A 22,357-nucleotide genomic window follows, 5' to 3' on the forward strand; every position below is an offset into this window, starting at 1 on the left:
GCGCCCGACCGTTTCCTGCTGGTAGATGGTTCTCGCGATAGAAACGACGGATCTCAGAAAGTCCTACGGCGACGTGGAGGCGTTGCAGGGCCTCGACCTCGCCGTCGAGGAGGGGGAGTTCTTCGGCCTCCTCGGCCCGAACGGGGCTGGCAAGACGACGTTCATCTCGATTCTCACCGGTCTCGTGCGTAAATCCGGCGGCGATGCCAGTGTGTTCGGCTACGACGTGGAGACAGACTACCAGCAAGCACGCGACGCGATAGGCGTTGCGCCCCAGGAGTTTAACGTAGACCGCTTTTTCCCCATCAAGGAAGTGCTGATGCACAAAGCCGGCTATCACGGTATCGGGAAAGAGGAAGCCTCTCGACGCGCGGATGCGGCGCTCAAGAAAGTCGGCATCTACGACAAGCGCGACACCCGCTTCGACTGGCTCTCCGGCGGGATGAAACGCCGCCTCCTGCTCGCCCGGGCCATCGTCACGGAACCGGACCTCCTCATTCTGGACGAACCCACAGCAGGCGTGGACGTGCAACTCCGTCGCGACCTCTGGAACATCATTACCGAGATGAACGAGGAGGGGACGACGATTCTGCTCACCACTCACTACATCGAGGAAGCAGAACGTCTCTGTGACCGGGTCGCCATCATGAACGAGGGGCAGAAGGTGACCGTCGCGAGTCCGGAGGACCTGATGGACGAGGGCGTGGACAACATCACGATTACGCTTCGCGACACACCGGAGACGGTCCCTGACCTCCGTATCGACGCGGTCCAATCGGCAGAGTTGAAGGCGGGCAAACTCGTGATTCGCGCCCAGCGTGCCGGGCGCGTTGCGCCCGAAATCCTGCTCGCGCTCGACGACGCCGGCCACGAAGTCGTCGACCTCGACATCTCTCGGACGTCGCTCGAAGAGGTGTTCGTCTCGCTCACGAACGGGAGCGAATCGACCAACGGGGACAAACCACGAGTTGCCCCACAGGAGGGACAGTAACGATGAGTAGCTACGTCCAACTCAAATCGCTGATTCAACGAGAGATACTTCGCTACGTCAGACGCCCGTACAACACGTTCCTGCCCCCGATAATTACGAATTCCCTCTATTTCGCGGTGTTCGGGGTGATTCTCGGTAGCCGAATTGGGTCGATTGCCGGCGTGAGCTACATCCAGTTCGTCTTGCCGGGGCTGGTCGTGCTTGGCGCAATCTCAGACGCGTTCGAGAACGCCTCGTTCTCCATCTTCCACGGCCGGTGGAACGAGTACATCGACGAGGTAATCACCTCCCCGATGTCGAATCGAGATATCGTCGCCTCCTACGTGACGGCAAGCGCAATCAGAGGCATTCTCACCGCGCTTCTCATCGTCGGTGTCGGCCTCGTCTTTACGTCGGTCAGCCTGTCGCATCCGTTCTATCTGGTCAGTTTCCTGCTCGTCATCACCGCGCTGTTCGGCGGCCTCGGCATCATGGGCGGACTCTGGGCGACGGATTTCGACTATTTGACCGTCCTCAACCAGTTCATTCTGCGCCCGCTCGTGTTCTTCGGTGCGGTGTTCTACTCGCTCGACGTCCTTCCCCCACTCTGGCGGACGGTTTCGCTGTTCAACCCGATGGTCTACATGGTCAACGGTGTCAGATACGGGATGATCGGTGTCACAGAAGTCGACCCAAACCTCTCGCTCGCCATTCTGTCCGCCGCAACCGCGGTCGTCCTCACAATCGATTATCTATTGTTCAAACGCGGGTACGGTATCGCCGACTGAGGCGAACCCCTATGCGGGTGGTTCGCGTACTAGTTTCTAATGAACACTCGCTGTTACGCCTGCGACAGTGTGTACGACGCCTCGCGCGTCCGCTGTGACTGTGGCGAACCCGTCTGGTTCGACGTAGACGCCACCGCGTTCGCGTGGCCGATGGGCGACACGCGCAGGGTCTGGCGCTACGCTGACCTCCTCCCTGTGGACCCGGCGAACGGGCTTGGCTGGGCGGCCGGCGGCACGCCCCTCCTTCGGCTGGACCGACTCGACGAATACGCCGGGTGTCGCGTCTGGGTGAAAGACGAGACGGCCAACCCAACCGGGACGTTCAAAGACCGCGGCAGCGCCGTCGCCGTGGCCGCCGTCGCAGAACGTGGGGGTCGCCACATCGGGACCGTCTCGCATGGGAACATGGCGATGAGCACGGCGGCCCACGCCGCGGCCTGCGGCCTCGAGTGCGTTGTACTCGTTCCCAAGGACATCTCCGAGAAGCGACTCGCCGCCATCGGCCAGTACCGGCCAACCATCGTTCGCGTCGATGGGGACTACGGGCAACTCTACTACGACAGCCTCGACATCGGCCGGGAGTTCAGCATCGAATTCGTCAACTCTGACGTCCCGCTTCGAGTGGCCGGTCAGAAGACTGTCGCCCTCGAAATCGTCGAGCGATTCGACGGCGTCCCGGACGCTATCTGTCTCCCGGTGAGCAGCGGCGGCCAGGCGAGCGGCGTCTGGAAGGCCCTCCGCGAACTCGAAACGGCGGGTCTCATCGAGTCGGTCCCCCGCCTCTACTTCGTGCAGGCGGCCAACTGCGACCCGATTGCACAGGCGTACGAGGCGGGGCACGACGTCGAGCGAATCGAGCCAAAATCCACGGCCGCCTACTCCATCGCGAACGCGAACCCACCGAGCGGAAACCGCGTCCTTGCGGCCGCCGCAGAGACCGACGGGGCGGTCCTCTCGGTGAGTGAGGATGCGATTTCGGAGGCGACCCGTCGGTTTGCCGAGCTGGCAGGGTTGTGCGTCGAACCCTCCTCCGCCGTCGCGCTCGCGGGTTTGCACGACCTCACCGCGGCCGGTGAACTAGACGAAGACGAATCCGTCGCGCTCATCCTCACGGGAACCGGATTCAAGGAATTGAGCCGTGACTTCGCTGACTCGCCCATCGTCCCGCTCTCCGGCCTCCACGAGTATTTCGAGTCGGCCCTCGGTGCCCACTTATGACGATTATCGACCTCACCTACCCGCTCGAAGACGAAATGTCCGTGTACCCGGGCGACCCGTTGGTCTCGATTCGCGACCACGACGTGTACGAACTCGACGGCTACCGCGTGACCGGCCTGTCACTTGGCACGCACTCGGGAACCCACATCGACGCGCCGAGTCACACCGAGGCGGACGGGAAGTCCCTCGACGAATTTCCGATTACGACCTTCATCTTCGAAGCAGAGCGGGTCGATTGTCGCCACCGTGGTGCCCGTGAGCGGATTCGGCTGGAGGACTTGCCGGAGACCGTAGACGGCGACCTCCTCGTGTTTCAAACCGGGTGGGACACCCACTGGGGAACCGACGCCTACCTCGACCACCCCTACCTCGACGTCGGCGTCGCGAAGTGGTGTGCAGAGCGGGGCATCCACGTCGCCCTCGACGCCTTCGGTCCGGACCCGACGCCGAGCGACAACGCACGACCGAGGGAACCGACCGACAGCCCTGCTCACCACGCGCTGCTCAGTAACGACTGCCTCATCATCGAGAACCTCCGCGGGGTGGACCGCGTTCCCGACCGATTCGTCCTGGAGGCCTTCCCGCTCGCCATCGCTGGAGCAGATGGGGCTCCGGTTCGGGCCATCGCCCGATTCGCCTGACGGCGGCAAAGGACGACGGCGACCACCGCGTTTATGTGGGTAAATCATGATGGTACAGCCAATGGAAAACGCACTCCTCGCTTCCGACACGGCCGAGACCATCGTCACGACGTGCCGAACCGCAATGGGCGACAGTCTCCGGTCGGTTACCTACTTCACGCGCGACGACTTCGACCAGCTCTACCTCCGCGACGATTTAGAACAGGACGCAGACCTCACGGGCTTTATCGGCAACGAGTGGCGCAGTTTCAAGACGACACGGGAGGCCTATCGCGGGTCTGAACTCGGCGACTACAAGTACACCATCCGCACCTTCGAAAACGGCTTCTTGCTCCGAGTGACTACCGACCGCGAGGGTGTGTTCGCCACGACGGACGGCCTGACGATTCAGGCGTTCGACAACGTCGCGACGGCGATTCGAAAAGTCCTCGGCGAGGCTTAAACGACGTACAGCGGGTCCAGTTCCTGTTCTTCGAAGAACTCGCGCAGTTTCTTGACTCGAGGAGCGATTTCTTCGGGACGGTGTGAGTCCGACCCGACGGTGAACCGAACCTCATGTTCCAGAAGCACGTCGAGGAATCGCGGGACAGGGTGGAACTTTCCGTAATCAGTGAGCACGCGCCCGGCGTTGATTTCCGGAACCGTCCGCGACCGCTTGAACGCTCGGGCGGCGGCGTGGTAGTGGTCGTCGGTCGCCAGGTCACGGAAGGCGGGATTGCGTTCGAGCAGGTCCACGTGCGCCGCGATGTCGAACAGTTCTGACTGGGCGAGGGAGACGAGTTTCTCGAAGTATTCGTCCACGAGTTTGCGGCGTTCTGCCTCCGACTTCTTCGCGAAGTAACTCTCGATGTGGACGTTCACTTCTTCCAAGTGGTGGACGCTCCCGATGGTGTAGTCGAAGTCAGTCTGATTGAAGAAATTTCGAATCGCGCCGTGGTCGTCCGGGTCGTAGTCCATCTCGACTGCGTTGTAAATCTCGATATCGAACTGGCGAGAGAGGCTCCGTATCGCCCGCAGTCGGCGGTCGTACGTCTGGTCGAGATTGAATCCAAGGAGGTGTTTCAGGTCCTGCATTCGCTCGCGATCTGAGACGTTGCAGTGGTCTGCGAAACCGACGCCCTTCAGCCCAGCCTGCTCTGCGGATTGCAGCATCTGGAAGAGGAATCGCCCGTCCGAGTAGTTCGAGTGGACGTGGTAGTCGTGGAGCATTCGTTAGTGCAGTGTAGTGAGTCATTCGGGATAACTGTGTGGCCGCCCGCCCGCAGTGCACGAGTGATAGCCCCGTGTCACCGACGCGATTCAGAAACCGGCGAATATCCTACCTATCAAAATAGGTAACTGTCTCGTCTCCTCGTACCCAGGTGCGAGTGGAGGATGGCGGGCACGCACACGTCCGTCCCACGGATGGAGCCCAGGCTGCATCCCAGACGGGTTCCCGGGCATCTGATCAGAGGTGCCACCGTGTCCGCGTTTTTCACTCGCATTCATCCAACGCACCTGCGAGTACGCGAGAGGTCGCTACTCACCGCACAGAGGGCCAGAGGAACGTACCGCTGCATACGACACGCTCACGAAGAATTGTGAAGTGCGGGGTGCGGGAATTGAACCCGCGTCGAAAGCTTGGAAGGCTTTAGTCATACCACTAGACCAACCCCGCGTGTTACGGTTTTGGCGCTCACACGACACGAAAGCGCGTAGTCGAGCCAAAGCCCGAGTACGCGAACGATATGATCCACGCCGTGTCCGACCCGCCCAGGTCGGACGCGGTAATCGTGTGTCGCAGATAGGTCTAAACCGTGCCCCGTTAAGGGTGTTTCTTTTTTCGCACGAACGTTTTGTACGTGGCAATCGTCTACTGAGGTATGCGAATCCTGGTCGCCATCGACAGTTCCGAGTGCAGTTTCACCGCGCTTTCGTACGCACTGGACTTCTACGAGATGGGCGGGGTCGAACTCGACGTGGTCCACGTCACGGATTTCAAGACCGACGCGACCGAGGCGCTCGTCGCGAAGGCACGCGAGATGCTCGCCGACGCCGGGATCGATACTGAACCGGAGGTCGTCACCAATCTCGGACTCGATACGCCGAAGGCCTCTGTTCGCGTGGGGCAGCGAATCGTCGAACTCGCGACCGAGCGCGGCGCAGACCAGATTGTCGTCGGGCGGCACGGCGAAACCGGTATGTTAGAGAAGATAATTCTCGGCAGCACGTCAGAGACCGTCGTCAAAGGGGCGGAAATCCCGGTGACGGTCATTCCGGCGTGACGACTGTGTAGCAGTTGCCACTAGAGAGTTCGTTCGACACTACGCGAAGGTCGCTCGCCGCGAAGTCGGCATCGAATTCGGCCGGCGCGTAGATGTGGTAGAATCGCGGGACAGTCTCGCCACCGGGCAGCGTCCAATCGACCAGGGTATCGAAGCCTTCCGGGCCGTCGTGGTCGAAGGCGTCGTGGGCAGTCGACCAGACGCTCACGAGCGCCCGGGCCTCCGGTTCGAGGACGCGAGCGAGTTCGTCGAGACTCGCCCGGCGCAGCGAGCGTTCTGGGAGGTGGTGCAGGGTCGCAACGTAGAGTGCGAGGTCAATGCTATTTGCGGCGAACGGGAGGCTGGCGGCGTCGCCGGCGACGAACGCGGCGTCGAACCCGCGGTCTGTGGCCCGTGCTCGCGCCTCGCCGAGCAGGCCGATACTCGCGTCGAGACCGATGGCTCGCGTCGCCTTCTCCGCGAGCAGTTCCGTGTGTCGGCCGTTTCCACAGCCGATGTCGAGGGCCGTCTCGGCGGGTGGCTGGGCGTCGAGAAACGACGCCACCTCCGGCCAGGCGTACTCGCGAGTTTTCGAGAAATGGGCCGCGATGCGGTCGTAGGTGTCTTTGACCGCCTTGCGTGACCGGTCCATGAGCAAACCAACTTCTGGACAGCCTTCCGTGTTGCCTTCTCAGAGGACGAGAAACATCCCGTAGGCGATGAGCAGCATGATGGTGGCGTGTTTCGCACCGGCCCTGACCGTCCCCTCGCTCATTTGGCCAGCGACGAGTCCCGAGAAGAACCCCTGTAACAGCGCAGCGTGGAAGAAAATCATCTCGTACTGCAGTTTCTCTGCGTCGGTGATGCCGGCGGCCTGACCGGCCAGTCCCACCGAGTTGACGAGGTCGCCCGACGGGATGCTCGGGATGAACACGCTCACCATCACGTAGACGATGGTGAGGAAGACGAGAAACGAGATGTACGTGATGATGAGGTAAACCATCATCTCCTGTTCGCGTTTTTCTTCTAACTGCTGAATCGACCGCGCCTCGTCCGCGGCGATTCTGAGCACGGGCGCGATGTCACCGCTCGCGCGAATGGCGTTCGAGATGAGCGTCACCGCTCTGGTCACGCTCGGTGCGCGCACCCGGTATTCGAAGCGATGGAGGGCCGTCTCCACGTCCGCGCCGTAGTTGATGTCGTGCCAGATGCGCGTCATCTCTGTGTCAAGCGCACCAAGGTCGTTCTGGCGGATTTTTTCGATCCCACCGACGACCGAGATGCCCGCCTCGTTGAGGCTGGCGAGGCGTTCGAACAGTTCGGGGATGGCGTTCTCGATGGCGGCCCGCCGACGGGCGTGAACCTCCCAGACGATTGCAAACGTCGCGATTACGAACAATACGCCCTGTATCAACACGTCGTCGAGGCCGGCTACGGCCACCGTGCCGCCGAGCACTGCGGGCCAGATAATAATCATCACCCAGAGCGCTGCGAGCGGCATCGTCGCGTAGAGGAGGACGAACGGCCGCTCGAACACGGTCTGTACCGGACGTTCGAGGGTCCGGGCGACGGTCCGGAACCGTTCGTACAGTTCGAGTTGCGCGAGGAGTTCTCGGTCGCGCGGCGAGTGCGCGTAGCCACCGTCGGTCAGTGGCCGGGCCGCGTCGGGTGAGCGGGTCGTTCGAACGCCGGTGACGGCGAGCGGCTGGGTGGTCGAATCGTGGGAGATGCGTGGACCGCCCGTGGCGGTGGTAAACCGGTCGAGGTAGAGGATGAACGCTATCGTCGCCAGTGGGACGAGGACGTAGACGACCACCTGCAAAGCGAGCAGCGTGCCGCCACTCACGAGACCGATGATGAGCAACACGGTAATTAGGAACAGCGGTCCGACGACCAGCACCGACACGTACCCCTCCGCGAACGCGGCGAGCAGTTCGAGGAACGACGACTGTCGCGACTCCGCTTCCTGCTTTCGCCGTTCGTACTCTTCACGGAGGAAGTCGGGAACGTGCTGACCGCTCTGCAGGACGCTCGAAACGTTCTCCAGAAACGTCTTCAACTCCGTGCTCGGCGTCCGGCGAGACACCCGCTGAATCGCAGTGAGAATGTCCGCGCCAAGCAGGTCCATGTCGCGGGTCGCGACGGCCAGCTCCTCCGCCGATTCGCCGTACACCGAACTGTTGTCTCTGAGCGCGCGCAGAATCTTCGGAAACGCCATCCCACCCCGAGAGAGGGCGTACATGAACGCGACGGTCCGAGCGATGCTCTCGTCGATTCTGCGCTCGCGGCCGTCCGCGTGGGCGGCGGGAACACCCCAGCGAAGGCGGTAGGTGACGAATCCACCGAGAAGCGCGGCGGTGGCGCTGAGGGCGAACAGGACGACGAACCGCCGAATCTCGGGAATCTGCACGCCGGGAATACGGCTGAGCATCCCCAGTGCAGGGACCTGTTCGACGATGAGGCCACTCGACACGGAGATGACGAAGAGCACGAAAACGGCGACGTAAATCCCGAGAATCGCAGACACGACGGCGATAGTGCCACTGTAGAGCAGCGTCTTCGAAGCGAACACCCGGTAGGGGATGTCGATTTGCGCCCGCTGGAGGGTTCGGCGTCGTGCCAGCCGATTGCCGACGTTCTGGACGTAGTTCCCGAAGGTAGCGAGCGCGAGCCGCGTGAACAAGCGGTCGAGCCAGTTACTGTAGGGCGTCGCCACGAGCATCGCGAGGAGGGCGACGCTGCCGACCAGCGGCGCGACGGAGAGCAGAGTCTTGAGCATCATTCTGCCGAGGGGGCGGGTGCCTTCTCGGCGTCGATTCTCGCCAGAACCGCTGCCTTGTCGGCGTAGTACTCGTTGACCTCCGCGGTGAACTGCCGGTAGTCGGACACCCCCTGTTCGCGCAGGTGTTCGAGGAAGCGCCGCCGATTCCTGAGCTCCGAGAGCAACTGCGCCTGTGACCACCCGCGCTCGTCGCGTATCTCGTCGAGCACAGTGCTCGTCCCCTCGGTGACGGTGTCGGTGCTCGGATTCCAGGTGTACGCCGTCGAGTAGTCGAGTTCGCCGGTTCGCTGGTTAATTCCCTCTATCTCTGCGATGGTCCGGTTACGTCTCGAGCGCTCGCCGTCGATTCTGACGAGCGACTGGATACAGAGTATGTCGAGCGACTGGACCATCTGCCGGGGGACGTTGATGGGTTCGTTTTCGAGACGGTTGATGACCGTCTGGACGCTGTCTGCGTGCATCGTCGAGTAGGTGGTGTGGCCGGTGTTCATCGCCTGAAACAGCGTCATCGCCTCCTCGCCGCGCACCTCGCCGACGATGATGTACTCGGGGCGGTGGCGCAACGCAGAGCGCAACAGGTCGAACATCGTGATGTCGGCTCCCGCGTCCAGTCGGTCGCGGGTGACCGAGGAGAGCCAGTTTTCGTGGTACAGCGCGAGTTCGTGAGTGTCCTCGATGGTGAGCACCTTCGCTCGCGGCGGGATGAACATCGAGACGGCGTTCATCGAGGTGGTCTTCCCGGAGGCCGTCCCGCCAGCGAAGATGAGCGATTTGCCGCTCTCGATACCGAGCCACAGATAGGCCATCTGGCGGAGCGTGAACGTCCCGTAGTTGATGAGGTCGATGGGCGTGAGCGGGTCTTCGGCGTAGCGCCGAATCGTGAACGCAGAACCGCGCGGCGTCACCTCCTGGCCAATGACGAGTTCGGCACGACTGCCGTCGGGGAGCGTGGTACCCACCACCGGCGACCCGATAGAGATGTGCTGGCCCGAGCGCTGGGCGAGTTGGATAACGAAGTTGTCGAGTTCGTCGCGCTGGAAGCTGATGCTCGTCTCGATGTTGTCCTGTTGGTCGTGGTAAATGAACAGCGGGATGTCGTACCCGTCACACGAGATGTCCTCTACGTGGGGGTCGTGCATGACCGGGTCGAGCTTTCCGTAGCCCAGAAACGAGCGATAGAGGTAGTAAAAGAGGCGGTAGAACGTCGCCATCTCGACGGAGACGCCGTACTCCTCCAAGCGTTTTCGCAGTTCGTCTTTCAGCACGTCTTCGGGCGAGTGTTCGCCGGTCTTCCGGTACAGCAGCGGGTCACGGATGTCGTCGACGAGCGTTTCGAGCAGGCGCGCTTCGACTGACGAGAGGTCGGGTTCGACGACGTGATAGCGGTGGTCGTTCGCCGCCGGGTTGAACAGAATCGTGACGAACGCGAACGGAGCGTTCACCCAGTAGCGGTCGATTTCTTCCCAGCCATCCAGGCCGTCGTAGGTGACGAGCGGGCCATCCTCGTTCGGGTCGTAGTTTTCGAGTTCGAGCGACGACCCGGAAAGCATCTTCGAAGCGCGTGACAGCCAGTTTTGAAACTGGCTCAGGGCACTCGATTCGGGTTCGTAGGCGTCGTGTGTGTCCGTGTCTGTCGGTCGTTGTCCTGCCATGAAATCCCCACTGACGCCCCGCACGGGCGGTCGGTTACTGTCATGACTGTGCGGCGGAAACTACATAAATCCGACCCAAAATCAGGCCCGCTCGACCCGCAGCAGTGTCGCCCCGAAGACGAGGAAAAACAGCGCCCCGAGGGGGACGGCGATGCCGATGAACGACTGAAAGAGGAGTGCCGTCGCCACGGTGAGCACGAGGCCCGTAACGAGCAACAGGCCGCCGATGGCGCGAACGGGGTCCACTGGTCCCGCTTCGACAGTGTCCTCAGCGAGGTAGAGCGCGATACTCACGACGAGCGCGAGGAAGAACACGAACGCACCGACGAGCCAGATTTGCTGGGCAAGGATGGTCTGTGCGTTCTCGTAAAAGGACTGCAGTTCGAGAACGGTAAACAGAATCTGTTCCTGTTCGCCAAAGGAGATGCCGAAGATGTACTGTACGTGGAAGAATAGGAACCGAATGACGACGACGGTCCCGATGTCGAGGGAGGCGACCGAGAACGACCACGGCATCAGCGCCGACAGCCACGTCGCCAGCACCGCGAGTTCGTTCGCGTAGTCCTCATTTACCCAGGCCATTACACAAATCGGCACTGTCCATCGGGTAAAAACTACCGCAAGACGGGCGTCTGACGGAGGCGGTACGTACTTAGGGTGTGCGTCCATATAGCACACGAAGATGAGGCGTGACTATTTCGGGGCGTCATTTTCGAACCTCGATGGTGGGTCCCCAGACGACCAACCAACGCTCTCGATTTCCTTCACCGGACCCCGGGAGAAGTTCGACGACCGGCTCTCTGGCCGCGACGACGCGCCGTTCGACCAGGACAGCATCGACGTATCGTTCCGACTCAGAAATCCACTCGAAGCCGACGACACAGCGGGCGTGCTCGCCGTGTCGAACCGAACGACAGGCGAGTTCCTTCTCGAAGTGAACGTCGCGACGGAAGGGGTCCTCCGGTTCATCCGTGCGGCCCGTCGATACGGCAACCTGAGCGACGGCGACAGCAATTATACCCTCGTCGTGGACGTCGGGGACGACCGCATCGAGATGGACAAATCGACGTTCCTCGTTTACGGCCACGCGGGTGACCTCCTCCACCAGCACAGCCTCATTCCGAGCGGTGTCGAACTCTGAGGGCGACGGAAACTGCGTGGAAATAAATAGCCACCGCGGGAATTCGAGGTATGGAACTATTCGGAACGGCGGGGATTCGCGGAAGTGCCCGCGACCGAGTAACGCCGTCGCTGGCGCTCGCAGTCGGCCGCGCCGCCGGTGACGAACACGACGAATTCGTCGTTGCGCGTGACGGCCGAGAGACGGGTCCCGCGCTCGCCGCCGCCATCGAGGCGGGTCTCGAAAGCGCGGGTGCGACCGTCTACCGGGCCGGACAACTCCCGACTCCGGCACTCGCGTTCGCCTCACAGGGCCGTCACGGCGTGATGATTACAGCGAGCCACAATCCGCCCCAGGACAACGGCATCAAACTCTTTCGTGACGGCGTCGAGTACGACCGTGACGCAGAGCGGCGCATCGAAGAGCGCGTCGAAGCGGGCCAGTCGCCGGTCGAGTGGGACGAGTGGGGCACCGCGAGCGCCATCGAACCCCTGTCGGCCTACTGTGACGCCGTCGTCGAATACGCGAAGGTGATGGGCGAGCCGCTCGACGGGCTCAAGGTCGCCGTCGATTGTGGCAACGGAATGTCCGCCCTCGCGACGCCGCAGGTGCTCCGCGAACTCGGTGCGCACGTCGTCACCCTGAACGGAAACGTGGACGGGCGCTTCCCGGGTCGCGAGAGCAAGCCAACGCCGGAGACGCTAGCCGACCTGCGGGCGTTCCTCGCTGACGGCGACTTCGCCTTCGGCATCGGGCACGACGGCGACGCCGACCGCGCCGTGTTTCTGGACGGCGACGGAGATATCGTCCACGAGGACACTGTCGTCGCCATCCTCGCAGAGCACTATGTCCGTGCGAGCGACGTCGCCGACTCAGTGGTCGTGACCACGCCGAACGCCTCCGCGCGCATCGACGAGCGTGTCCGCGAGGCCGGAGGCCGCGTCGAACGGGTTCGACTCGGCGCACTCCACGAGGGCATCGCGAGCGCACTCGACGCCGGCGAGGACGGGACGAGCGTCGTCTTCGCCGCAGAACCGTGGAAACACATCCACACGCAGTTCGGCGGCTGGATAGACGGCCCAGCGAGTGCGGCGGTGTTCGCCCGTCTCGTGGCGGCACACGGCCTCGACGCACTTCGCAAACCGGTCACAGAACGGCCGTACCGCAAGGTCAGCACTGAGTGCCCGGACGACCGGAAAGCTGCGACGATGGGCCAGCTGGCAAAGACGCTACCCGCGGCATTCCCCGAAGCGACGGTGGATACAGAATACGGCGTCCGCCTCGAACGAGAAGACGGGTCGTGGGTGCTCGTGCGCCCGAGCGGGACCGAGCCGTATGTCAGAGTGTACGCAGAAAGCGACGACGTAGACACCCTTGTTTCTGAGGTTATCGAAATCGTAAAAACGGCGGTTGCAGGGCGCTAATCTGCGACAGCGCGCACATTCAAAACGAACGATTTATACAGTTCTTGCCTGCTTTTGTGAGATATGCCTGTCGACCGACGACGATTCCTCAAAGCAACGGGTGCACTCGGGGCAGTGGGCCTCGCTGGGTGTACGACAAATCCGAACAACGACGCGGGTGACAACAATAACAACAACACGGGCAACGGAGACGGCGACGGCGGCGAAGACCCCGTCAACGTTGGGATGGTCTACGCCACGGGCGGCCTCGGTGACAAGTCGTTCAACGACATGGCCCACCAGGGCGTCCAGCAGGCGGCAAAGGAATACAACGTCGAGTACCAGAACGCAGAGCCAGAAGAGGCCTCGCAGGTCGGGAGCCTCCAGAAGCGCTTCGCACAGGAAGGAACCTTCGACCTCATCACGGGCGTTGGCTTCGTCCAGAAAGACGGCATGGTCACGAACGCCCAGGAGTTCCCCGACCAGAACTGGATTCTCATCGACGAGACCGCTCAGACCGAGGACGGAAAACTCTTGGAGAACGTCGCAAACTACCGCTTCAAGGAACACCAGGGCTCGTTCCAGATTGGCTACCTCTCTGCACTGCTCTCCACCCAGGAGTTCAGCGCCGGTGAGAGTTCGACGAAACCAGACCAGAAGTCCGTCGGCTTCGTCGGCGGGTTCGAGATTCCGCTCATCAAGAAGTTCCTCGCTGGCTTCCAGGCTGGCGTCGCTCACTACGACGACAGCATCGAAGTCCAGTCCGCCTACGCGGGTGCGTTCAACGACCCTGCGACGGGGAAAGAGATCGCGCTCTCGATGTACGACAACGGTGCGGACATCGTCTACCACGCGGCCGGTGGCACGGGCCTCGGCGTCTTCCAGGCGGCCCGTCAGGTTGGTGGCTTCGCGATGGGCGTCGACGCAGACCAGTCGAAATCCAACGCGGAGTACAAGGACGTCATCCTCGCGAGCATGGTCAAGCACGTCGACCTCGCCGTCTACGAGTCGGTCGAGGCCGTCGTCAACGGTAACTTCAAAGGCGGCGTCGAGAACCGCCTCGGGCTCAAGGAAGAAGGTGTCGAGGCCGTCTACGGGCAGGAACTCGGCAGCGCCATCCCAGAGGACGTAAAGAGCAAGCTCGAAGAGAGCAAACAGCAGATCATCGACGGTGAGATTACGGTTCCGTCAGAGCTGTAATCGGAAACCGTACAATACTTGCCCGAACCTTCCGAACCCTCGGGCAAAGCTGCGCAACCTATTTCAATGAGTGAGACACCAGCAGTACGACTAGCCGGGATTACGAAGCGGTTTCCGGGCGTAGTTGCCAACGACAATGTCGACCTGACCGTCGAGCAGGGGAGCGTTCACGCGCTTCTCGGTGAGAACGGGGCCGGAAAGACGACCCTGATGAACGTTCTCTACGGGCTGTATCGACCGAATGAGGGGGCCGTCAGCATAAACGGCACGCCCCGCGAGTTCTCCTCCCCACGCGATGCCATCGACGCCGGCATCGGAATGATTCACCAGCACTTCATGCTGGTCGACCCGATGCCCGTCGCCGACAACGTCGTCCTCGGAAACGAGCCCAGAAAGTGGTTCGGGCTCTCGATGGACCGACAGCAGGCAGTCGCAGAGGTCACCGAACTCGCAGACAGATACGGCTTCGACGTAGACCCCACCGCGACGCTCGAGAACGTGAGCGTCGGAGAACAACAGCGCGTCGAGATTCTGAAGGCTCTCTACCGCGGCGCGGACATCCTCATTCTAGACGAACCGACGGCCGTCCTCACGCCACAGGAGGTAGAGGAACTGTTCACCGTGTTCGACGAACTGACCGCCCAGGGCAAGACGATTATCTTCATCTCGCACAAACTCGGCGAGGCAATGGAGGCCGCAGACGACATCACCGTCCTCCGCGACGGGAAGAACGTCGGCAGCGTGGACGCGAACGCGACCAGCCGCGAGGAACTCGCGGAACTGATGGTCGGCCGTGAGGTCATGCTCGAAGTCGACAAGACTGCTGCCGACCCGGGTGAGCAGATTCTCGGCGTCGACGACGTGCACGTTCGCGACGACCGCGGCGTCCCGAAACTCTCCGCCCTCGACTTCGAGGTGCGGGCGGGCGAGGTGTTCGGCATCGCCGGCGTGGACGGCAACGGTCAGTCGGAACTCATCAACGCCGTCACCGGGCTCTCGTCGGTCGACGAAGGAACCATCGTCTATCAGGGTGCGGACATCACCGACATGCCACGGCGCGAGCGCATCGCGCAGGGCATGTCCTACATCCCGGAGGACCGCCAGGAGAGCGGTGTCGTCATGGACTACGATCTCGTTCAGAACGCGGTCCTCGGCAACCAGCACACAGAACCGTTCTCGCGCGGCGGGCGAATCGACTGGTCGTACACGGCGCAACACGCAGGTGACATCATCGACAAGTACGACGTGCGACCGCCAGACAAGCGGGCGACCGCCGAGTCGCTCTCCGGTGGGAACCAGCAGAAGTTCATCGTCGGGCGCGAGTTCGAGCGCAACCCCGACTTCGTGGTCGCGGCCCACCCGACACGCGGCGTGGACGTCGGTTCCATCGAGTTCATCCACGACCGGCTCATCGACCTGCGAGACGACGGAACGGCGGTGTTGCTCGTCTCCTCGAAACTCGAAGAGGTCACGCAACTTTCTGACCGACTCGCGGTGATGCACGACGGTGAATTCATGGCAATCGTAGACCCAGACGACGTGACCGAAGAGGACCTCGGCTTGCTCATGGCAGGGGAGTACCCCGCCGGATTCGACGGAGGTGACCAGCCGTGAAACAGCAGTTCGAGGCCGCCGTCGCACGCATGACGACCGCCTCGAATCTCGAACGCATCGCCATCAGCATCGCCGCACTCGTCGCGTCGATTCTCGTCGGTGGCGTCGTCGTACTCGTCGCCGGGTTCGTCGCGCAGTGTTCTCAGCCGGTTCTGTTCTTCCCCGGCGTGGGCTATTCCTGTTACAACCCGGTCTCGGTGTACGTCGAACTCTTCCTCGGCCCGTTCTCTGGACCGGGCGTGTTCGGTGAAACGCTCCAGCAGACGACCATCCTCCTGCTCACGGGGCTGTCCGTGGCCATCGCGTTCCGCGCTGGCCTGTTCAACATCGGGACGCAGGGACAGTTCGTGATGGGGTCGATGGCGACGGCCATCGTCGTCCCACTGCTCGCGCCGGCTGTCCCAGCGAATGCCGTGGGTGCGCTCATCCTGATTCCGCTTGGTCTGCTCGCAGGCGCGCTCGTCGGCGGCCTGTACGGCGCGATTCCCGGCGCACTCAAGGCCTACGCAGAGGCAAACGAGGTCATCACGACCATCATGCTGAACTTCATCGCGACGTTCCTCGCCCTGCTCATCGTCTCGACGTGGTTCAAGGACCCGAACAGCACGAACAACACGCAGACGGCGAAGGTGCCGGACTTCGCGATGCTCGACTCCTCTGTGTTGCCGGGGGACTTCTCGTTCATCGCCCTCGCACTGGCGCTGGCGCTTGTCGCCACGATTAGCTGGCTGCTCGTGAAGACCGCGTTCGGCTACGACCTGCGAATAAGCGGCATCCAGGAGGGAGCGGCCGCCTACAGCGGTGTCAGCGCGAAGAAGATGACCGTGCTGTCGATGGCCCTCTCGGGGGCGCTCGGTGGCATCGCCGGAGCCGTCTACATTCTGATGGTGACCGGCCGCTGGCTGCCAACCGCGCCCGCGTTCGGCTTCGACGGCATCACCGTCTCCATCCTCGCAGGCAACAACCCCGTCGGGGCCATCTTCGCGGCGTTCCTCTTTGGCATCCTCAAGGTAGGTCGCATCGCAATCGACTTCAACCTCGACGTTCCCTCGCAGTTGGTGGGCGTCCTCCGGGGGCTCATCATCCTGTTCGTCGCCATGCCGGAGTTCTTCCGCATGTTCGGCACCCGCTTCAACGTCGGTTCTGACATGGCCGTCACGACCGACGGAGGTGAAGACACATGAACCGACTGAACCATCTCGACACTCGCAGCAAAGTCGGGCTCGGCGCACTGGCACTGTTCTTGCTTGCGGTCGCCGTGCTCGCGATTACCGCCCCGGAGACCGCAGGCGACGTGTTCGGACTCATCGACGGCAATCTCGCTTCGGCCGCGCTCCGGACGGCGGTTCCAATCGCCTTCGCCGCTCTCGGTGGCCTGTTCGCTGAGAAGTCCGGCGTCATCAACATCGGACTGGAGGGCCTGCTCATCGTCTCGGCGTTCGCTGGGGCGGCGAGTATCGCCCTACTGACCGGCGACCCCGGATCCGCCTCCCAGAGCATGGTGTGGGTCGGTTTCCTCATCGGCGTGCTCGCGAGTGTCCTGCTCTCGCTGTTGTTCGCCGTGGTCACAATCGACTTAGAAGCCGACCAGATTATCGCCGGCCTCGCCGTCTGGCTCATCGCCCTCGGACTCGGCCCGTTCGCCGCACAGGTGTTGTTCAGCCAGTTCGACTCGCCGTCCGTCTCGACGCTGAACACGGTAGCGATTCCGGGGCTCTCGCAACTTCCGGTCGTCGGGCCGATTCTGTTCGACGCGAATCCGACGGTGTACATGCTGCTCGTCGCCGTGCCCGCTTCGTGGTACTTCCTGTATCACACCGCGTTCGGGCAGTGGATTCGCGCGAGCGGCGAGAACCCGAAGGCTCTCGACACCGCCGGCATCGACGTGCGCCGAGTGCGCTACGGCAGTGTCCTGCTCTCGGGTGCGCTCACGGGTATCGGCGGGGCGGCGCTCTCGCTCGTTCTCGTCGGGAAGTTCACCGGTGGCGGCGCGACCATCGTCAACGGTCGCGGCTTCATCGCGATTACCGCCTACCTGTTCGGGAACTACAACCCGGTCGGCGCGTTCGGGGCATCGCTGCTGTTCGCGACGCTCGAAGCCCTGCAGTTCCGCCTGCAGATTCTCGGCATCGGGATTCCGAAGTCGCTCATCCAGATGATTCCGTTCGTCCTCGTCATCGTCGTGCTCGCGCTCGTCGGACGCACGCGCCTGCCAGCGGCGGCCGGCGAGCACTACGATTCCGGCGAAGACTGAAAAAATCAGGTTTTCCGGTCGTTCAGATGGACATGAGCCCACCATCGACCGGGAGTGGGTGTGCCGTGATGAACGACGCGTCGTCGCTGCAGAGGTAGACGACGGCGCTCGCAATCTCTTCGGGTTCTGCCATCCTTCCGAGCGGTTGCATGGCGACGAATTGTTCGATCTGCTCCGGGGTTTCTTCACCCGCACGCTGGACCATGGGAGTGTCCACGACGCCGGGACAGACTGCGTTCACCCGAATTCCCTGTTTCGCGTACTCGACGGCGGCGACCCGGGTGAGGCCGATGACGCCGTGTTTGCTCGCGACGTACGGTGCGCCGCCCGCGGCCATGAGTCCGGCGACGGACGATGTGTTCACGATGCTCCCACCGCCGCGGTCTACCATCACCGGGATTTCGTGTTTCATACAGCGCCAGACCCCGCCCAGGTTCACGTCGATGACGCGACTCCAATCGTCGTCCGCAGTGTCGGCGAGCGGAGCCATCTCTCCCTCGATGCCGGCGTTGTTGTGCGCGAAGTCGAGTCCGCCGTAGGTGTCGAGCGCCGTCTCGACCATGGTTTTCACGTCCTCGTCGCTGGTCACGTCTACGCGGACGAACGTGGCGTCGCCGCCCGCATCGGTGATGCGTTCGATCGTCTCACGACCCCCGTCTTCGACAACGTCCGCGACTATGACTTTGGCCCCTTCGGCCGCAAAGCGTTCTGCGGTCGCCCGACCGATTCCCGAACTCGCGCCGGTGACTATTGCTACCTTCCCCTCGATTCCGTTCATTTCGTGGCTACCTCCACGTTAACAATGGACATGTATGCCTATGAGTATTCGCAGGGATTCGATTCCGCAAATCGGGCCTCCGTCTGACGTTCGAGAAGTTTCGATAACGGCAACATCTGACTGAAAATTTACTATTTCATGCCTTATCGAGAGACTACTGGGGCACTCTCTAGAGAATATTACTTCGGTGGATCGAATGCACAGAATAGGGCATATGTCGCTATTCGAGGTGTCTCAGTCGATTGGTTTTCGTTCGACTTTGTGGCTCGACTCCCGCAATCACCAGCCAATTAACCGTACGGTAGGTTTATATTATCAGTCAGCGTTTGGGACAGTCGGGAAAGGGGGAACATATGGTTCGCATTAACGTCCTTGGGGGAGGATTGAGCCTCGCGGCTATCGCGAGTAGAATTACGAAGTACGTACCCACGAGTGTGCGTATCGATTTTGACGACAGAGCGATATCGCCGATTATCGGTATCGTGCTCGTGTTTGGGATGACCATCGCCGGGTCTGCAGCGGTCCTGTACGTGGGGTCGCCTGCGTTAGAAAATATGCAGGGCGAAGCCGACGTCAGCAAGGTAGAGATTGGGATGGTTCAGATTGCGAGTCGCGTCGAAACCGTCGGCATGAGTGACGAACGCATGAGCGTTGCGCTCGCGCAAAGCAAGGGTCAGTACTACGTCGATGAAACGGCGGGTCACATCACGATTCGCCACCTCGACTACGATGGAGAAGGGGGAGACGCAGACATCTATACGTCCGATCTTGGGGCCATCATTTACGTCACTGACGAAACAGAGATTGCCTATCAGGGCGGCGGTGTCTGGCGGTTCGACAAGAGCGGAAGCTCAATGATGATCTCTGCTCCTGACATTGGCTACCAGTACCAGACGCTTAAATCCGACTCCGGTTCTGAGGAAGACGAGTATACACTCATCGTTCCAGTGACGAAAATCGAGGGTACTGCAGCTGTTTCGGGTGCAACGACGGCAGCGGTGACGAAAACAACGCGCTCGCAGGCAATCTATCCAAATAAGATGGCAGTCTACCCGAACGGTCAGGAGTTCCGAAATCCAGCATTCAACGGCACGCTCGAAATCGAAATCCAGAGTGAGTACTACGAGGCGTGGGGCCGTTACCTCTCTGCAGAACTCGGTCAATCTGCTGAGTACAACCACGACACGAAAACTGTCCGCGTCTCACTCACACCGTACGACCGTACCGCAGTGGCAGTAGGCGGAAGCGACCCACGCATCAATGTGATCACGGCCGCGCTGTACTCCGACACGATGTCACAAACAACGCACCTCAACTCGCAATCAACGATTGATAGTTACGATTCGCGGGTCGGTGACTACGACTCGTCGAATATGACGAGCGGGGCAGACGTCGTTATCGGTGGACCGTTGAAATTAAACAATCCTGCAGGTGTGTATGGAAACGTCACTGCGGCTGTTGTGGAGAATAACAATCCTGGTGACATTACCGGTGCCATTGACACTGAGTTCACCTCCGGACTGCCGACGCTCGAACCAATCGATGCGATGATTGTGGGGCACATCACTCGCATTCAAGAGGACAATGATAATGACAATGCTAGCAGTATTACGGTCTATGCCAACGATATAGAACTTGATTGCACGAACGACTGTGAACTCTCTGCAGGGAGTTACTACGTCAATCAGACCGTGAAAGTGAAAAAGACGATGACGCTCGACACGACGAAGGGGGACATCGAACTCGCAATCGATGACGGCATGAAATTCGAGGCAGACAAAGGAACGATACAGATCATCGGTGACGGAAAAGTGTTCATCTACATGGCCGGCGGCGATATCGGCATCAAACAAAGCACCGTCGAAATACCGAACGACAATGCAATCCAGTTCTGGATGTTCAACCTCGATTCAGCTGCTGTGACCTTCGAAGGAGGTTCAGAATTTACGGGCATCGTCTATGCTCCTGGGGCGACCATCATCATCAAGTCTGACACGCACGTCTACGGTGCAGTGGTGGGTTATCTTGCGGACCTCCAGTCAAACGCCGGTATCCACTTTGACCGGGCACTCCTTGGTGGAACTGCCTACAAGGCACCGACCTACGAATGGGATTACGTCAAACCGAACACGACGCTCCCGCCGGTAAAATTCCTGCTTGGCACGGAACGCACCGTCACGGTCGAACTCGAATAAGCGACCACGCGCACCAGTTTCACCAAACTTCACGAGGTCGCCACAGGAACCAATCCAGTGGCGACGCTCGACATTCGCACGAGACGTCTCGGGAGTCAATCAGCTCTACGAGACGGCCATAAAATCCCTTTCGGGAACGACGCTCCGGGAGCGAAACCTCCACGGGGCGGCCATTGATTTCTCTCCGGCACGCCGCCGGGTGGGTTCACCCGGTCGGCGGCCACTGGTGCGCTCAGCGCACCGATTTGCGACTCCATTACAGAGGCTATTTTTACCGCCTCACCCAACGTCAGTTCATGAACGCCCTCATCGAAGCGGCCCGCGATATTCAGGCGGCCGCGCACGTGCCGTACTCCGACTACCGCGTGGGTGCGGCTCTCGAAACCGCGGACGGGATCGTGTTCACCGGCTGTAATCTCGAAAATGCGAACTACTCGAACTCCCTGCACGCAGAGGAGGTCGCCATTGCCGAGGCCGTGAAGAACGGCCACCGCGAGTTCGCTCGCATCGCAGTCAGTTCCGGGCGACGCGACGGCGTCACGCCGTGTGGCATGTGCCGCCAGACGCTCTCTGAGTTCTGTGACAAGGACCTCGTCGTGCTCTGTGACGAGGGCGACAGTGTCTCCGAGTATACGCTCGGCGAACTGCTTCCGAACACCATCACTGAAGGGCATCTCAAATAATGGACGCAGAAGACCCCAACGACGACGTCCAATACCACATCGGCGTCGGTTCCGACGACGTGGCGAACGCCGTGCTCCTCCCCGGCGACCCGGACCGACTGGAGAAAATCACGACGTTCTGGGACGACGCGGAGATTCGCGGCGCACACCGCGAGTACCGCACCGCGACGGGCACCTACGACGGCGCACCGATTAGCGTGACCTCCACGGGCATCGGCGGCCCCTCTGCCGCCATCGCCGTCGAGGAACTCGCCCGCATCGGCGTGGACACCTTCATTCGCGTCGGTTCCTGTGGCGCAATCCAGCCCGAGATGGACGTCGGCGACCTCGTGATTACCACGGGCGGCGTCCGACAGGAAGGCACGAGCAAGGAGTACGTCCGCGAGGACTACCCCGCCGTCGCAGACCAGCAGGTCGTTATGGCGCTGATTGCCGCCGCAGAACGCCTCGGCTATGACTACCACACCGGCATCACGATGTCCGCGGACAGTTTCTACGCCGGACAGGGTCGGCCCGGGTTCGAGGGCTTCGAGGCTCGCGGTGCCGAGGAGATGATTCAGGAACTGAAGGACGCGAACGTCAAGAACATCGAGATGGAGGCCGCCGCCATCATGACCATCGCGAACATCTACGGCCTGCGTTCGGGGGCGGTCTGTACGGTGTATGCCAACCGGACGACCGGCGAGTTCCGGACCGAGGGTGAGGGACGCGCCGCGGAGACTGCTTCACTCGCCGTGAAACTGCTCGCGAAGATGGACGAAGCCGCAAACGAGGCCGGTGCCGCCCAGTGGCACCCGGGTCTCGCGCTCGACTGAG

At 61.6% G+C, this 22,357-nt stretch carries 21 protein-coding genes and 1 tRNA gene; 15 read left to right on the top strand and 7 right to left on the bottom strand.

From position 1 onward, the window contains the following. Nucleotides 1-25: 25 nt before the first annotated feature. The 5 genes from P1M51_RS05965 to P1M51_RS05985 all read left to right on the top strand — a co-directional run bounded on the left by P1M51_RS05965 (nt 26) and on the right by P1M51_RS05985 (nt 4,059). Complete coding sequence (locus tag P1M51_RS05965) at nt 26-991, top strand: ABC transporter ATP-binding protein (protein WP_276274878.1); 966 nt, start codon at nt 26-28, stop codon at nt 989-991. Between the two features lie 2 nt (nt 992-993). Beyond that, entirely contained in the window at nt 994-1,758 is a 765-nt protein-coding gene (locus P1M51_RS05970; protein WP_276247269.1) for an ABC transporter permease, read from the top strand. Between the two features lie 39 nt (nt 1,759-1,797). Continuing rightward, a complete protein-coding gene (gene thrC, locus P1M51_RS05975) occupies nt 1,798-2,976 on the top strand; it encodes a threonine synthase (protein WP_276274879.1) in 1,179 nt (392 codons plus the stop codon). Further along, nucleotides 2,973-3,617: a cyclase family protein gene (locus tag P1M51_RS05980; protein WP_276247271.1), complete on the top strand. Its 645-nt coding sequence runs from the start codon at nt 2,973-2,975 to the stop codon at nt 3,615-3,617. Before thrC ends, P1M51_RS05980 begins: the two co-directional genes overlap by 4 nt. A gap of 61 nt (nt 3,618-3,678) precedes the next feature. After that, the gene (locus P1M51_RS05985; RefSeq protein WP_276247272.1) at nt 3,679-4,059 is read left to right on the top strand and encodes a hypothetical protein; all 381 of its coding nucleotides are present in this window, start codon (nt 3,679-3,681) and stop codon (nt 4,057-4,059) included. Here the strand turns inward: P1M51_RS05985 and P1M51_RS05990 are convergent. Beyond that, entirely contained in the window at nt 4,056-4,826 is a 771-nt protein-coding gene (locus P1M51_RS05990; RefSeq protein ID WP_276247273.1) for a PHP domain-containing protein, read from the bottom strand. The two genes, P1M51_RS05985 and P1M51_RS05990, sit on opposite strands and share 4 nt — an antisense overlap. Before the next feature lie 377 nt (nt 4,827-5,203). Further along, nucleotides 5,204-5,274, bottom strand: a tRNA-Gly gene (locus tag P1M51_RS05995). A 205-nt stretch (nt 5,275-5,479) separates the two neighbouring features. Between P1M51_RS05995 and P1M51_RS06000 the strand changes: the two genes are divergently transcribed. Beyond that, entirely contained in the window at nt 5,480-5,881 is a 402-nt protein-coding gene (locus P1M51_RS06000) for a universal stress protein (RefSeq protein ID WP_276274880.1), read from the top strand. Here the strand turns inward: P1M51_RS06000 and P1M51_RS06005 are convergent. The 4 genes from P1M51_RS06005 to P1M51_RS06020 all read right to left on the bottom strand — a co-directional run bounded on the left by P1M51_RS06005 (nt 5,868) and on the right by P1M51_RS06020 (nt 10,876). Next, on the bottom strand, nt 5,868-6,512 hold the full coding sequence (locus tag P1M51_RS06005; RefSeq protein ID WP_276274881.1) for a class I SAM-dependent methyltransferase: 645 nt from the start codon (nt 6,510-6,512) through the stop codon (nt 5,868-5,870). The genes P1M51_RS06000 and P1M51_RS06005 overlap by 14 nt on opposite strands. 39 nt (nt 6,513-6,551) lie before the next feature. Beyond that, a complete protein-coding gene (locus P1M51_RS06010) occupies nt 6,552-8,642 on the bottom strand; it encodes a type II secretion system F family protein (protein ID WP_276247276.1) in 2,091 nt (696 codons plus the stop codon). Further along, complete coding sequence (locus P1M51_RS06015) at nt 8,639-10,294, bottom strand: type II/IV secretion system ATPase subunit (RefSeq protein WP_276274882.1); 1,656 nt, start codon at nt 10,292-10,294, stop codon at nt 8,639-8,641. The genes P1M51_RS06010 and P1M51_RS06015 overlap by 4 nt, the downstream gene beginning before the upstream one ends. A gap of 81 nt (nt 10,295-10,375) precedes the next feature. Beyond that, nucleotides 10,376-10,876, bottom strand: coding sequence for a hypothetical protein (locus tag P1M51_RS06020; protein ID WP_276247278.1), 501 nt, complete (start codon nt 10,874-10,876; stop codon nt 10,376-10,378). Between the two features lie 100 nt (nt 10,877-10,976). Between P1M51_RS06020 and P1M51_RS06025 the strand changes: the two genes are divergently transcribed. The 6 genes from P1M51_RS06025 to P1M51_RS06050 all read left to right on the top strand — a co-directional run bounded on the left by P1M51_RS06025 (nt 10,977) and on the right by P1M51_RS06050 (nt 17,885). Next, nucleotides 10,977-11,435: a DUF5793 family protein gene (locus P1M51_RS06025; RefSeq protein ID WP_276247279.1), complete on the top strand. Its 459-nt coding sequence runs from the start codon at nt 10,977-10,979 to the stop codon at nt 11,433-11,435. Nucleotides 11,436-11,485: 50 nt separating this feature from the next. Further along, complete coding sequence (locus P1M51_RS06030; RefSeq protein ID WP_276274883.1) at nt 11,486-12,838, top strand: phosphopentomutase/phosphoglucosamine mutase; 1,353 nt, start codon at nt 11,486-11,488, stop codon at nt 12,836-12,838. 63 nt (nt 12,839-12,901) lie between these two features. Next, entirely contained in the window at nt 12,902-14,017 is a 1,116-nt protein-coding gene (locus P1M51_RS06035) for a BMP family ABC transporter substrate-binding protein (RefSeq protein WP_276247281.1), read from the top strand. A gap of 66 nt (nt 14,018-14,083) precedes the next feature. Next, the gene (locus P1M51_RS06040; RefSeq protein ID WP_276247282.1) at nt 14,084-15,631 is read left to right on the top strand and encodes an ABC transporter ATP-binding protein; all 1,548 of its coding nucleotides are present in this window, start codon (nt 14,084-14,086) and stop codon (nt 15,629-15,631) included. Nucleotides 15,632-15,660: 29 nt separating this feature from the next. Continuing rightward, nucleotides 15,661-16,815, top strand: coding sequence for an ABC transporter permease (locus tag P1M51_RS06045; protein ID WP_369685120.1), 1,155 nt, complete (start codon nt 15,661-15,663; stop codon nt 16,813-16,815). Further along, entirely contained in the window at nt 16,812-17,885 is a 1,074-nt protein-coding gene (locus P1M51_RS06050) for an ABC transporter permease (protein ID WP_276247284.1), read from the top strand. The genes P1M51_RS06045 and P1M51_RS06050 overlap by 4 nt, the downstream gene beginning before the upstream one ends. 22 nt (nt 17,886-17,907) lie before the next feature. Here the strand turns inward: P1M51_RS06050 and P1M51_RS06055 are convergent, their stop codons facing one another. Continuing rightward, complete coding sequence (locus tag P1M51_RS06055) at nt 17,908-18,663, bottom strand: SDR family oxidoreductase (protein WP_276247285.1); 756 nt, start codon at nt 18,661-18,663, stop codon at nt 17,908-17,910. A gap of 353 nt (nt 18,664-19,016) precedes the next feature. Here P1M51_RS06055 and P1M51_RS06060 point away from each other — a divergent pair, with 353 nt between their 5' ends. The 3 genes from P1M51_RS06060 (at nt 19,017) to P1M51_RS06070 (ending at nt 22,356) form a co-directional block, all read left to right on the top strand. Then, a complete protein-coding gene (locus tag P1M51_RS06060; RefSeq protein ID WP_276274884.1) occupies nt 19,017-20,858 on the top strand; it encodes a collagen-binding domain-containing protein in 1,842 nt (613 codons plus the stop codon). Between the two features lie 296 nt (nt 20,859-21,154). Beyond that, the gene (cdd, locus tag P1M51_RS06065; RefSeq protein WP_276274885.1) at nt 21,155-21,541 is read left to right on the top strand and encodes a cytidine deaminase; all 387 of its coding nucleotides are present in this window, start codon (nt 21,155-21,157) and stop codon (nt 21,539-21,541) included. Beyond that, nucleotides 21,538-22,356 (top strand): nucleoside phosphorylase, encoded by an 819-nt coding sequence (locus P1M51_RS06070; protein WP_369685318.1) that lies wholly within the window; start codon nt 21,538-21,540, stop codon nt 22,354-22,356. Before cdd ends, P1M51_RS06070 begins: the two co-directional genes overlap by 4 nt. Nucleotide 22,357: the final 1 nt, after the last annotated feature.

This window comes from Haladaptatus sp. QDMS2 (genome assembly GCF_029338295.1).
In the GTDB taxonomy this organism is placed as follows: domain Archaea; phylum Halobacteriota; class Halobacteria; order Halobacteriales; family Halococcaceae; genus QDMS2.